Origin of the sequence: Mycobacterium simiae (genome assembly GCF_010727605.1) — a bacterium.
Lineage (GTDB): Bacteria > Actinomycetota > Actinomycetes > Mycobacteriales > Mycobacteriaceae > Mycobacterium > Mycobacterium simiae.
The window spans coordinates 338,691-351,537 of the sequence record NZ_AP022568.1 but is presented as its reverse complement, the minus strand read 5'-3'; the positions used below and the strand labels follow the sequence as shown (position 1 = coordinate 351,537).

The following is a 12,847-nucleotide window of genomic DNA, read 5'->3' as shown; positions in this document are numbered from 1 at the left end:
TTGGCCGTTATGGCCGGACTGAGCAAATGCGTGAAGCGCGGGCGCACAGCGCTTCACGTCGCCGTGACGGCCGTGACGGCATTGACGGTGGGCGTCCTTGGGCTGGCCATCACCCCGGTCGCTCACGCCGCTGCCGCCACGGCGACGTTGTCGGTCGAACATGCGTGGCAGACTGGGTTCATCGCGCACTTCACCGTCACTAATATGACTATGGCGCCGCTCACGGACTGGCGGATCGAGTTCGACCTCCCTGCGGGAGAAGGCATTTCACACACCTGGAACAGCAGCCTCACTCAGTCCGGCACGCATTTTATCCTCGGCCCCGCCAACTGGAATCGCAGCATTGCGCCGGGCGGTTCGGCAACGGGCGGTTTCAGAGGAGTGCTGAGTGGTGCCTTCTCACCGCCGGCAAATTGTGTTCTCAACAGGCAATATCCGTGCGGCTAGCGGTTGCGCCGCTACCCGGGGCGCCGGGCAGCGGCGGCGCGCAGCTCAGGTATCGTTCCCGGTTGGTGTGACGAACTCCACTGTGTGACATCCGTTTTCGTCGATCGCGTCGTTAGGCGCCGGCCGGGTTGTCCGTTGGCGTAGTGGCAGTATTCGCACATGCCGACGCCATTCGTCGCGCAGGTCGGCACGGCCGAGGTACCTGCCACCACGAAGCGAGGAATCCTGTCGTGCCAGGGCGATGTGCTCGCCACCCCACGGCCGCGCCGGGCGGCCGGTACGCCGAGGGCGGCCTCCGCAAGCGGCGGCGCACATCGAGGGCGGTGGCCGCGGATCGACGGCGGCTAGCACACGCATTCGAACATGGGTTCGACGCCGGTCGGGGCCCGACACGCCGGCCGCGCCGCACGTCGCGAGGTGCTAGGCTGCCGGGCAGTCGACATCCTTTAACGATCCGTCCGGAGAGGCGGAGAAGGAGGTCAAGGTTTCGCATGAGTGCCGCGGGTGATTCCGCAACCGGTCGCGAATTGATGTCGGCGGCCGACGTGGGTCGAACCATTTCCCGTATCGCGCATCAGATCATCGAAAAGACCGCGCTCGACGGCGGTCCCGACGCACCCCGGGTGGTCCTGTTGGGCATCCCGACCCGCGGGGTAATCCTGGCTTCCCGCCTCGCCGCCCACATCGGCGAATTCAGCGGCGTCGAGGTCGGCCACGGGGCACTCGACATCACCTTGTACCGCGACGATTTGAACATCAAACCGCCGCGCCCGCTGGAGGTCACCTCGATCCCCGTCGGGGGCATCGACGACGCGCTGGTGATCCTCGTCGACGACGTGCTGTATTCGGGTCGCTCGGTGCGATCTGCGCTGGACGCGCTGCGCGACGTCGGCCGCCCGCGAGCCGTGCAATTGGCGGTACTCGTCGACCGGGGCCACCGCGAGCTGCCGGTACGCGCCGACTACGTCGGCAAGAACGTGCCGACGTCGCGAACCGAGAGTGTGCACGTCCTGCTGCGCGAGCACGACGACCGCGACGGAGTCGTCCTGGCACGGGACGAGGACTGATGGCCAGACATCTGCTGACCGCCGGGGACCTCAGCCGTGACGACGCCACGGCGATCCTCGACGATGCCGACCGGTTCGCCCAGGCCCTGGTCGGCCGCGAAATCAAGAAGCTGCCGACGCTGCGCGGGCGCACCGTGGTCACGATGTTCTACGAGAACTCCACGCGCACCCGGGTGTCGTTCGAGGTGGCCGGGAAATGGATGAGCGCCGACGTGGTCAACGTCAGCGCCTCGGGATCCTCAGTGGGCAAGGGTGAATCGCTGCGCGACACCGCGCTGACGTTGCACGCGGCCGGCGCCGACGCGCTGGTCATTCGGCACCCGGCCTCCGGTGCCGCGCACCTGCTGGCCGACTGGACACGCGATCACGAGGCCGGCCCGTCGGTGATCAACGCCGGTGACGGCACCCATGAACACCCGACCCAGGCGCTGCTGGACGCACTGACCATCCGCCAGCGGCTCGGCGGCATCGAAGGCCGCCGCATCGTGATCGTGGGAGACATCCTGCACAGCCGGGTCGCCCGCTCCAACGTGACTCTGCTGGCCACGCTGGGCGCCGAGGTGGTGCTGGTGGCGCCGCCGACGCTGTTGCCGGTCGGCGTGGACGGCTGGCCCGCCACCGTCTCCTATGACTTCGACGCCGAACTGCCCGCCGCCGACGCCGTGCTGATGTTGCGGGTGCAGGCCGAGCGGATGAACGGCGGGTTCTTCCCGTCGGTACGCGAATACTCGGTGCGCTACGGGCTTTCCGACCGTCGCCAGGCAATGTTGCCGGCACATGCCGTGGTGCTGCACCCGGGCCCGATGGTGCGCGGCATGGAAATCGCGTCATCGGTGGCGGATTCCTCGCAATCCGCTGTGCTGCAACAGGTCTCCAACGGAGTGCACGTGCGGATGGCCGTGCTGTTCCACGTCCTGGTCGGAACGGAATCGGACGGGACAGACGGGAAAGAGGGGGCCTCGTGACAGTGCTGCTGCGCGGCGTTCGGTTGTACGGCGAAGGCGAGCGGGTGGACGTCCGGATCGGCAGCCCCGGTTTTGAAGGGCAGATCGCCGAAATCGGGACCGGACTGCCGATACCCGACACGGCCGACGTCATCGACGCGACCGGTCACGTGTTGTTGCCGGGCTTCGTGGACCTGCACACCCACCTGCGCGAACCCGGTCGCGAATACGCCGAGGACATCGAAACCGGCTCGGCCGCAGCCGCGCTGGGCGGCTACACCGCGGTGTTCGCGATGGCCAACACCAACCCGGTAGCCGACAGCCCGGTGGTCACCGATCACGTCTGGCACCGCGGTCAGCAGGTGGGGCTGGTGGATGTGCATCCGGTCGGCGCCGTCACCGTCGGGCTGGCCGGAACCGAGCTGACCGAGATGGGCATGATGGCGGCCGGTGCCGCGCAGGTGCGGATGTTCTCCGATGACGGCACCTGTGTGCACGATCCGCTGATCATGCGCCGGGCCCTGGAGTACGCCACCGGGCTCGGCGTGCTGATCGCCCAGCACGCCGAGGAGCCGAGGCTGACCGTCGGGGCGGTGGCGCACGAGGGGCCGACGGCGTCCCGGCTGGGACTCACGGGATGGCCCCGGGCCGCCGAGGAATCGATCGTCGCCCGCGACGCGCTGCTGGCCCGCGATGCCGGCGCCCGCGTGCACATCTGTCACGCCTCCACTGCGGGGACCGTCGAGCTGCTGAAATGGGCTAGGGGGCAAGGCATTTCGATAACCGCAGAGGTGACGCCGCATCATCTGTTGCTCGACGACACCACGCTGGTCAGCTACGACGGGGTTAACCGCGTGAATCCGCCGCTGCGCGAAGCCGCCGACGCGGTTGCGCTGCGCCAGGCGCTGGCCGACGGGATCATCGACTGTGTGGCCACCGATCATGCCCCGCACGCCGAGCACGAGAAATGCTGCGAGTTCTCCGCCGCCCGGCCCGGCATGCTGGGGTTGCAGACGGCGCTGTCGGTGGTGGTGCAGACGATGGTCGCACCCGGGCTGTTGAGCTGGCGGGACGTGGCCCGGGTGATGAGCGAAAACCCGGCGCGCATCGTCGGATTACCGGACCAGGGCCGCCCGCTCGCGGTGGGGGAGCCAGCCAACCTGACGGTCGTCGACCCCGACGCGACCTGGACGGTCACCGGGACAGACCTGGCCAGCCGGTCGTCCAACACGCCTTTCGAGTCGATGACGTTGCCCGCCGTCGTGACGGCCACGCTGTTGCGCGGCAAGATCACCGCCCGCGACGGGAAGAGCCCGGCATGAATTCGGGAACGCTGGTGGGGTCGCTGATCTTCGCGGCCGTGCTGGTGGTGGCGATCGCGGTGGTCATCCAGGTGATGATGCTCGGCTGGCGCCGCCGCGCCGAGCGCCAGCAGGAGCTGATCGGCACCCTGCCCCCGGTACCCGACGAGGTCGGCATGGCGACCACGACGCTGCGCGGCGTGTATGTCGGGTCAACGATGGCGCCGGAACGCAACGAGCGCGTGACGGCCGGTGACCTCGGCTATCGCAGCAAGGCCGTGCTGAGTCGCTACCCCGAAGGGATCCTGCTGGAACGCGTGCGGGCCAACCCGATCTGGATTCCGCAAAGCGCGATCACCGAGGTGCGGACCGAGCGCGTCATGGCCGGAAAGGTCGCGGCCCGCAGTGGGATACTGGCCATCCGATGGCGGCTCCCATCCGGCGTCGAGATCGACACCGGATTTCGGGCAGGCAACCGCGACAACTACGACGGCTGGCTGGAGGACGCCGCGTGACCGTGACCACCGGGGCTCTGCTGGTACTCGAAGACGGGAGCGTCTTCGCGGGCCGGCCATTCGGCAGGATCGGCGAAACCCTCGGCGAGGCAGTGTTCTCCACCGGGATGTCGGGCTACCAGGAGACGCTGACCGACCCCAGTTATCACCGCCAGATCGTGATCGCCACCGCACCGCAGATCGGCAATACGGGCTGGAACGCCGAGGATGCTGAAAGCCGCGGCGACAAGATCTGGGTGGCCGGTTACGCGATCCGCGACCCGTCGCCGCGGCCCTCCAGCTGGCGGGCCACCGGGACGCTCGAGGATGAGCTGATCCGCCAGGGCATCGTGGGGATCGCCGGTATCGACACCCGCGCCGTGGTGCGGCATCTGCGCAGCCGCGGCTCGATGAAGGCCGGGGTGTTCTCCGGTGCCGCGCTCGCCGACCCGGCCGAGCTGGTGGAGCGGGTGCGCAACCAGCCGTCGATGCTGGGCGCCGATCTCGCCGGCGAAGTCAGCACCCCGGACGCCTACATTGTGGAACCCGAAGTGTCGCAACGTTTTACGGTTGCCGCGCTGGATTTGGGGATCAAGACGAACACGCCGCGCAACTTTTCCCGCCGCGGGGTCCGCAGCCACGTGCTGCCGGCGTGGGCGTCCTTCGAGCACATCGCCGAGATCAAGCCGGACGGCGTGTTCTTGTCTAACGGGCCCGGCGACCCGGCCACCGCGGACCACACAGTCGCGCTGACCCGCCAGGTGCTCGACGCCGGAATCCCGTTGTTCGGCATCTGCTTCGGCAATCAAATCCTGGGCCGGGCGCTGGGCCTGGCCACTTACAAGATGGTCTTCGGCCACCGCGGCATCAACATCCCGGTGATGGACCACGCCACCGGACGAGTCGCCGTGACGGCCCAGAACCACGGCTTCGCGCTGGAAGGGGAGGCCGGCCAGCGGTTCGACACCCCGTTCGGCGAGGCGGTCGTCAGCCACACCTGCGCCAACGACGGAGTCGTCGAGGGCGTCAAACTCACCAGTGGGCGCGCATTCTCGGTGCAATACCATCCGGAGGCCGCGGCCGGCCCGCACGATGCCGAATATCTGTTCGACCAGTTCATCGACCTGATGGCTGCCCAACAAAGCGCAAGGGGCCGCTAGTGCCACGTCGCACCGACCTCAATCACGTGCTGGTGATCGGCTCCGGCCCGATCTTGATCGGGCAGGCCGCGGAGTTCGACTATTCCGGCACGCAGGCGTGCCGCGTGCTGCGTGCCGAGGGACTGCAGGTCAGTCTGATCAACTCCAACCCGGCCACCATCATGACCGACCCGGAGTACGCCGACCACACCTACATCGAGCCGATCACCCCCGCGTTCGTCGAGAAGGTGATCGCCCAGCAGGCCGAGCGGGGTAACAAAATCGACGCGGTGCTGGCCACCCTGGGCGGACAGACCGCGCTCAACACCGCGGTCGCGCTTTACCAGAACGGCACCCTCGAGCGCTACGGCGTGGAGATGATCGGCGCCGACTTCGACGCCATCCAGCGTGGCGAGGATCGGCAGATGTTCAAGGACATCGTCGCCAAGGTCGGCGGTGAATCCGCGCGCAGCCGAGTGTGTTTCACCATGGAGGAAGTCCGGGAGACGGTCAAGGAGGTAGGTCTGCCGGTCGTGGTGCGGCCCAGCTTCACGATGGGCGGCCTGGGCTCGGGCATGGCGCGATCCGTCGAGGAGGTCGACCGGATGGCCGGCGCCGGGCTGGCCGCCAGCCCCAGCGCCAACGTGCTGATCGAGGAATCGATCTATGGCTGGAAGGAATTCGAGCTCGAGCTGATGCGCGACCATCACGACAACGTGGTGGTGGTGTGCTCGATCGAGAACCTCGACCCGATGGGTGTGCACACCGGCGACTCGGTCACCGTCGCGCCCGCCATGACGCTCACCGACCGGGAGTACCAACGGATGCGCGATCTGGGCATCGCGATCCTGCGCGAGGTCGGTGTCGACACCGGCGGCTGCAACATCCAGTTCGCGATCGACCCGACCGACGGCCGGCTGATCGTCATCGAGATGAACCCGCGCGTATCGCGGTCCAGCGCGCTGGCCTCCAAGGCCACCGGATTCCCGATCGCCAAGATCGCCGCCAAGCTGGCGATCGGCTACACCCTGGACGAGATCGTCAACGACATCACCAAAGAGACACCGGCCTGCTTCGAGCCCACTTTGGATTACGTCGTGGTCAAGGCGCCGCGGTTCGCGTTCGAGAAATTCCCCGGCGCCGATCCAACCCTGACCACCACGATGAAATCCGTCGGCGAAGCGATGTCGTTGGGCCGCAACTTCATCGAGTCGTTGGGCAAGGTGATGCGATCGCTGGAGACCGACCGGGCCGGCTTCTGGACCGGACCCGATCCCGACGGCGACCTCGACGAGGTGCTGATTCGGCTGCGGACGCCGACCGACGGACGGCTCTACGACATCGAGTTCGCGTTGCGGCTGGGCGCGTCGGTGGAGCAGGTCGCCCACGCCAGCGGGGTGGACCCGTGGTTCGTCGCCCAGATCGCGGAGCTGGTGGCACTGCGCGATGAGCTGACCGCGGCCCCCGTGCTGGATGCCGAACTGCTGCGGCGCGGCAAGCACAGCGGATTGTCGGACCGTCAGATCGCGGCGCTGCGACCGGAGTTGGCTGGCGAGGTCGGGGTCCGGTCGCTGCGGGCGCGGCTCGGCGTGCACCCGGTGTTCAAGACGGTGGACACCTGCGCGGCCGAGTTCGAGGCCAAAACGCCGTACCACTACAGCAGTTACGAACTGGACCCGGCCGCGGAGACCGAGGTCGCACCGCAGACTGAGAAGCCCAAGGTGCTGATCCTGGGGTCCGGACCCAACCGGATCGGCCAGGGGATCGAGTTCGACTACAGCTGCGTGCACGCGGCGACCACCCTGAGCCAGGCTGGTTTTGAGACGGTGATGGTCAACTGCAACCCCGAGACGGTCTCCACCGACTACGACACTGCCGACCGGTTGTACTTCGAGCCGCTGACGTTCGAGGACGTCCTCGAAGTGTTCTACGCCGAAACGCAGTCGGGGGCCGGCGGTCCCGGCGTCGTCGGCGTCATCGTCCAGCTCGGCGGCCAGACGCCGCTGGGGCTGGCCCAGCGCCTCGCCGACGCCGGTGTTCCGATCGTCGGCACCCCGCCGGAGGCCATCGACCTCGCCGAGGACCGCGGCTCGTTCGGCGATGTCCTGGCCACCGCGGGGCTTCCGGCGCCGAAGTACGGCACCGCAACGACTTTCGCGCAGGCACGCCGGATCGCCGACGAGATCGGCTACCCGGTGCTGGTCCGCCCGTCATACGTGCTGGGTGGGCGCGGCATGGAGATCGTGTACGACGAAGAGACGCTGAAGAGCTACATCACCCGCGCCACCCAGCTCTCGCCCGAGCACCCGGTGTTGGTCGACCGTTTCCTCGAGGATGCGGTCGAGATCGACGTCGACGCACTGTGCGACGGCTCCGAGGTGTATATCGGCGGCATCATGGAACACATCGAGGAGGCCGGTATTCACTCCGGCGACTCGGCGTGCGCGCTGCCGCCGGTGACGTTGGGCCGCAGCGACGTCGAGAAGGTGCGGCGGGCGACGGAGGCCATCGCGCACGGTATCGGTGTCGTCGGACTGCTCAACGTGCAGTACGCCCTCAAAGACGACGTGCTCTACGTGCTGGAAGCCAACCCGCGGGCCAGCCGCACCGTTCCGTTCGTCTCCAAGGCCACCGCCGTCCCGCTCGCCAAGGCGTGTGCCCGGATCATGTTGGGCGCCAGTATTTCTCAACTACGCGACGAGGGCATGTTGGCGGCGTTCGGGGACGGGGCCGCGGCGGCCGTGCATGCCCCGATCGCGGTCAAGGAGGCGGTGCTGCCGTTCCATCGGTTCCGGCGCGTCGACGGCGCGGCCATCGATTCGCTGCTCGGTCCCGAGATGAAATCCACCGGCGAGGTGATGGGCATCGACCGGGACTTCGGCACCGCCTTCGCCAAGAGCCAGACCGCCGCCTACGGTTCGCTGCCGGCGCAGGGCACCGTGTTCGTTTCGGTGGCCAACCGGGACAAGCGATCGCTGGTGTTCCCGGTCAAGCGGCTGGCCGATCTGGGCTTCCGCGTGCTTGCCACCGAAGGAACCGCGGAAATGTTGCGCCGCAACGGTATCCCATGCGACGAAGTCCGCAAGCACTTCGAGGCGCCGCAACCCGGCCGCCCGGAGATATCGGCGGTCGAGGCGATCCGGGCCGGTGAGGTCGACATGGTGATCAACACGCCGTACGGCAACTCCGGCCCCCGCGTCGACGGGTACGAGATCCGTTCGGTAGCGGTGTCGGCCAACATCCCCTGCGTCACCACCGTGCAGGGCGCGTCGGCGGCCGTGCAGGGCATCGAGGCCGGCATCCGCGGCGACATCGGGGTGCGGTCCCTGCAGGAGCTGCACAGCATGATCGGGCCCGGCGGCAATCCGGAAAAGGGCCCCGCGTGACGGGGTTCGGGGTCCGGCTGGCCGAGGCGAAGGCGAGCCGCGGGCCGTTGTGTCTGGGCATCGACCCGCATCCCGAACTGCTGCGGTCATGGGAGCTGCCGGCCACCCCCGACGGGCTGGCCAAGTTCTGCGACATCTGCGTCGAGGCCTTTGCGGGGTTTGCGGTCGTCAAGCCACAGGTGGCGTTCTTCGAGTCCTACGGCGCCGCCGGCTACGCGGTGCTGGAACACACGATCGCCGCGCTGCGCTCGGTCGGGGTGCTGGTGCTGGCCGACGCCAAACGCGGCGACATCGGGACCACGATGGCGGCCTACGCCGCGGCCTGGGCGGGCGACTCGCCGCTGGCCGCCGACGCGGTGACCGCTTCGCCGTATCTGGGTTTCGGCTCGTTGCGGCCGCTGCTGGAAACGGCCGCGGCCCACAACCGGGGGGTGTTCGTGCTCGCGGCGACGTCCAATCCGGAGGGCGGGACCGTGCAGCGTGCCACCTTCGACGGGCGCACCGTCGCCCAATTGATCGTGGACCAGGCCGCGGTCGTCAACCGGTCCGCCCACCCGGCCGGGCCAGGCTATGTCGGGGTGGTGCTGGGCGCCACGGTCTTCGAGGCGCCTGATGTGAGCGCGCTGGGAGGACCGGTGCTGGTTCCGGGGGTGGGGGCGCAGGGTGGCCGTCCCGAAGCGCTTGGTGGCCTCGGTGGGGCTGCGCTGGACCAGCTGCTGCCCGTGGTGGCACGCGACGTGCTGCGGGCCGGACCGAAAGTGCCGGAGCTGCGCGCGGCGGCCGAGCGGATACTCGACGCCGTCGCCTACCTGTGGACCCGGTAACGCGGCCCGCTAACGGTCCCTGCCGGCGGCCCGGTTAACCGCCCGCTCCGACACCTCCGCCCGCATCGACCCGTAGACCTGGGCTTTGTCGGCGCCGCGACACGCGCGACACGCCGCGGCAAATCGTGATCCGCCGCACCAGCCCGCACGGCTACCTCCCAACGGCTTTCGCGGGGCGCCAGGCGCAGCACCCGCCCATCCCGACTGCCGGGCAAAAAGCCCAGGCAGAGGCCAAATTGCCGCTACGGCCCGGGCTGACGCCGCACCCGCGCGAGCGCGGGATACGGCCGTTGCCAGCGATGCCGAAGCCTGCCCGTGCATGCACCCGACGGCGGGGCACAAGCTGGGCATTTGACCCCATAACCTGGGGGTCGGGTTAGATTTCGTCAGGAACCGTGAGTACGGTCGTCTCCGCTGGGCTCAAGCGCCCGGCAGAGACAAAAAGATTGATCAGATACGGAGGAATCGTGGCCCTTCCCCAGTTGACCGACGAGCAGCGCGCGGCCGCGTTGGAGAAGGCGGCTGCCGCACGTCGAGCCAGAGCAGAGCTGAAAGACCGCCTCAAGCGGGGCGGCACCAACCTCACCCAGGTTCTCAAGGACGCCGAGAGCGACGAAGTCCTGGGCAAGATGAAGGTGTCCGCGCTGCTGGAGGCGTTGCCGAAGGTGGGCAAGGTCAAGGCGCAGGAGATCATGACCGAGCTCGAGATCGCCCCGACCCGCCGCCTGCGTGGGCTCGGCGACCGCCAGCGCAAGGCCCTGCTGGAAAAGTTCGGCTCCGCCTAGCTTGCGGACAATGCAGGCCGCATGGCCTGTGGGCGCACCCGTCGAGGCGCGCCAATGAGCGCCGATGGGGGACCGGACGTCGAGCACGTCGCGCGCCCTGAGCCGGCAGGCCAGGGTTGTGTGGTCGTGCTGTCCGGTCCCTCGGCGGTCGGCAAGTCGACAGTGGTTCGGTGCCTGCGCGAGCGCATCCCGAACCTGCACTTCAGCGTCTCGGCCACGACGCGGGCGCCGCGTCCGGGAGAGGTCGACGGGGTCGATTACCACTTCGTGAGCCCCGCCCGCTTCCAAGAGCTCATCGACCAGGGCGCCCTGCTGGAATGGGCCGAAATTCACGGTGGACTGCAGCGGTCGGGTACCTTGGCGGCGCCGGTGCTGGCCGCGACCCGCGCGGGATTCCCGGTGCTCATCGAGGTAGATTTGGCCGGCGCCCGCGCGATCAAGAAGGCCATGCCGGAGGTCATCACAGTGTTTTTGGCCCCGCCGAGCTGGGAAGATTTGCAGGCCAGACTCGTCGGGCGGGGTACCGAGACGCCCGAGGCGATGGCGCGCCGGCTGGAAACCGCTCGGGTGGAACTGGCCGCCCAGGATGACTTCGACCTGGTGGTGGTCAACAGGCAATTGGAGTCTGCCTGCGCAGAATTGGTATCCTTGCTGGTGGGAAACGCGCCTGGCACGGCATGAGCCGACTAGCCAGGCGCGATCGAGAATCAAAGTTTTAGCTGTTTCAACCGCTCTTGAACAGATCAAGCGCCAGGAGAAAGTCTTCGTGAGCATGCCGCAGTCCGACACATCGCTGTCCGCCGTGGATCATTTCGATCCGTCCTCCGGTGGACAACACGCCTACGACACCCCGTTGGGCATCACCAATCCCCCGATCGACGAGTTGCTGGACCGCGTCTCGAGCAAGTACGCGCTGGTGATTTACGCCGCCAAACGTGCCCGGCAGATCAACGACTACTACAACCAGCTCGGCGAGGGCATCCTCGAGTACGTCGGACCGCTGGTCGAGCCGGGACTGCAGGAAAAGCCGCTCTCGATCGCGATGCGCGAGATCCACGGCGACCTGCTTGAACACACCGAAGGCGAGTAACGGGTCGGGGCCGGGCGCGCCGTGATCGTCATCGGGAGCCGCTTCAGCGAGGAAGGGCCGGCATAGGTGGATCGCAAGCGGGTCGTAGTCGGCGTCTCCGGGGGGATCGCCGCGTACAAGGCATGCACAGTCGTACGACAGCTTGCCGAGGCCGGCCATGAGGTCCGCGTCATCCCCACCGAATCCGCGTTGCGCTTCGTCGGGGCCGCCACCTTCGAGGCCCTCTCCGGGCAGCCGGTGCACACCGGCGTCTTCTCCGACGTTTCCGAGGTGCCGCACGTCCGGCTGGGCCAGCAGGCGGACCTGGTCGTGGTGGCGCCCGCGACGGCCGACCTGTTGGCCCGCGCCGTCCACGGCCGAGCCGACGACCTGCTGACCGCCACCCTGCTCACGGCTCGCTGCCCGGTGCTGTTCGCGCCCGCCATGCACACCGAGATGTGGCTGCACCCGGCCACCGTCGAGAACGTCGCCACCTTGCGGCGCCGCGGCGCGGTGGTGTTGGAACCGGCATTCGGACGGCTCACCGGCAGCGACAGCGGCAAGGGCAGGCTGCCCGAGGCCGAGGAGATCACCACCCTGGCCCACCTGCTGCTGGAACGTCCCGATGCGCTGCGGTACGACCTGGCCGGCCGCAAGCTATTGGTGACCGCCGGCGGCACCCGAGAGGCGATCGATCCGGTGCGCTTCATCGGCAACCGCAGCTCCGGCAAGCAGGGCTACGCCGTCGCGCGGGTCGCCGCCCAGCGGGGTGCCGAGGTCACGCTGATCGCCGGCCACACGGTCGGGCTGATCGATCCAGCCGGCGTCGAGGTGGTGCACGTCAGCTCGGCGCAGCAGCTGGCCGACGCGGTCTCCAAGCATGCGCCCGATGCCGACGTGCTGGTGATGGCCGCCGCGGTCGCCGACTTCCGACCGGCGCAGGTTGCCGCCGCCAAGATCAAAAAGGGCCCGAACGACAAGGACGAACCGCCGGTGATCCGGCTGGTGCGCAACGACGACGTGTTGGCCGGCGCGGTGCGCGCGCGGGCCCACGGCGAGCTGCCTAATATGCGGGCCATCGTCGGCTTCGCCGCGGAGACCGGCGACGCCAACGGCGACGTGCTGTTCCATGCCCGAGCTAAGTTGCGCCGCAAGGGATGTGACCTGCTGGTCGTCAACGCTGTCGGTGATGGCAGGGCATTCGAGGTGGACAACAACGACGGCTGGCTGCTGGCGTCCGACGGCACCGAATCGGCGTTGCAGCACGGGTCGAAGACGCTGATGGCCAGTCGCATTGTCGACGCGATCGTGACGTTTTTGCATGGAGACAGCGGATAGCGCTCGGTTGCAATCGCCCGGCTGAGCCGGTTGAGTCAAGGGCGCCTAAAATA

The 12,847-nt window shown here is 68.3% G+C and carries 12 protein-coding genes; all 12 read left to right on the top strand.

Going from position 1 to position 12,847, the window contains the following annotated elements:
• Positions 1-9 precede the first annotated feature (9 nt).
• The 12 genes from G6N33_RS01460 (at position 10) to coaBC (ending at position 12,794) form a co-directional block, all read left to right on the top strand.
• Positions 10-447, top strand: a complete 438-nt coding sequence (locus G6N33_RS01460) for a cellulose-binding domain-containing protein (RefSeq protein WP_044513271.1) — start codon at positions 10-12, stop codon at positions 445-447.
• 491 nt (positions 448-938) lie between these two features.
• Positions 939-1,514 carry a bifunctional pyr operon transcriptional regulator/uracil phosphoribosyltransferase PyrR gene (pyrR, locus tag G6N33_RS01455; protein ID WP_044511308.1) on the top strand — a complete coding sequence of 192 codons (576 nt, stop codon included), beginning with the start codon at positions 939-941 and terminating at the stop codon, positions 1,512-1,514.
• Positions 1,511-2,479, top strand: a complete 969-nt coding sequence (locus G6N33_RS01450; RefSeq protein WP_101528803.1) for an aspartate carbamoyltransferase catalytic subunit — start codon at positions 1,511-1,513, stop codon at positions 2,477-2,479. Before pyrR ends, G6N33_RS01450 begins: the two co-directional genes overlap by 4 nt.
• A complete protein-coding gene (locus tag G6N33_RS01445; RefSeq protein ID WP_101528802.1) occupies positions 2,476-3,780 on the top strand; it encodes a dihydroorotase in 1,305 nt (434 codons plus the stop codon). Before G6N33_RS01450 ends, G6N33_RS01445 begins: the two co-directional genes overlap by 4 nt.
• The gene (locus G6N33_RS01440; RefSeq protein ID WP_044511311.1) at positions 3,777-4,274 is read left to right on the top strand and encodes a PH-like domain-containing protein; all 498 of its coding nucleotides are present in this window, start codon (positions 3,777-3,779) and stop codon (positions 4,272-4,274) included. Before G6N33_RS01445 ends, G6N33_RS01440 begins: the two co-directional genes overlap by 4 nt.
• Before the next feature lie 2 nt (positions 4,275-4,276).
• The gene (gene carA / locus G6N33_RS01435; RefSeq protein ID WP_044513273.1) at positions 4,277-5,413 is read left to right on the top strand and encodes a glutamine-hydrolyzing carbamoyl-phosphate synthase small subunit; all 1,137 of its coding nucleotides are present in this window, start codon (positions 4,277-4,279) and stop codon (positions 5,411-5,413) included.
• Positions 5,413-8,778 carry a carbamoyl-phosphate synthase large subunit gene (gene carB / locus G6N33_RS01430; RefSeq protein WP_044511312.1) on the top strand — a complete coding sequence of 1,122 codons (3,366 nt, stop codon included), beginning with the start codon at positions 5,413-5,415 and terminating at the stop codon, positions 8,776-8,778. Before carA ends, carB begins: the two co-directional genes overlap by 1 nt.
• Positions 8,775-9,602 carry an orotidine-5'-phosphate decarboxylase gene (gene pyrF, locus G6N33_RS01425; RefSeq protein ID WP_044511314.1) on the top strand — a complete coding sequence of 276 codons (828 nt, stop codon included), beginning with the start codon at positions 8,775-8,777 and terminating at the stop codon, positions 9,600-9,602. Before carB ends, pyrF begins: the two co-directional genes overlap by 4 nt.
• A gap of 467 nt (positions 9,603-10,069) precedes the next feature.
• On the top strand, positions 10,070-10,387 hold the full coding sequence (gene mihF, locus G6N33_RS01420; RefSeq protein WP_003407240.1) for an integration host factor, actinobacterial type: 318 nt from the start codon (positions 10,070-10,072) through the stop codon (positions 10,385-10,387).
• Positions 10,388-10,441: 54 nt separating this feature from the next.
• Positions 10,442-11,068 carry a guanylate kinase gene (gene gmk, locus G6N33_RS01415; protein ID WP_101528801.1) on the top strand — a complete coding sequence of 209 codons (627 nt, stop codon included), beginning with the start codon at positions 10,442-10,444 and terminating at the stop codon, positions 11,066-11,068.
• Positions 11,069-11,153: 85 nt separating this feature from the next.
• Positions 11,154-11,477: a DNA-directed RNA polymerase subunit omega gene (gene rpoZ / locus G6N33_RS01410; protein ID WP_044511315.1), complete on the top strand. Its 324-nt coding sequence runs from the start codon at positions 11,154-11,156 to the stop codon at positions 11,475-11,477.
• Positions 11,478-11,543: 66 nt separating this feature from the next.
• Positions 11,544-12,794: a bifunctional phosphopantothenoylcysteine decarboxylase/phosphopantothenate--cysteine ligase CoaBC gene (coaBC, locus tag G6N33_RS01405; RefSeq protein WP_044511317.1), complete on the top strand. Its 1,251-nt coding sequence runs from the start codon at positions 11,544-11,546 to the stop codon at positions 12,792-12,794.
• Positions 12,795-12,847 lie beyond the last annotated feature (53 nt).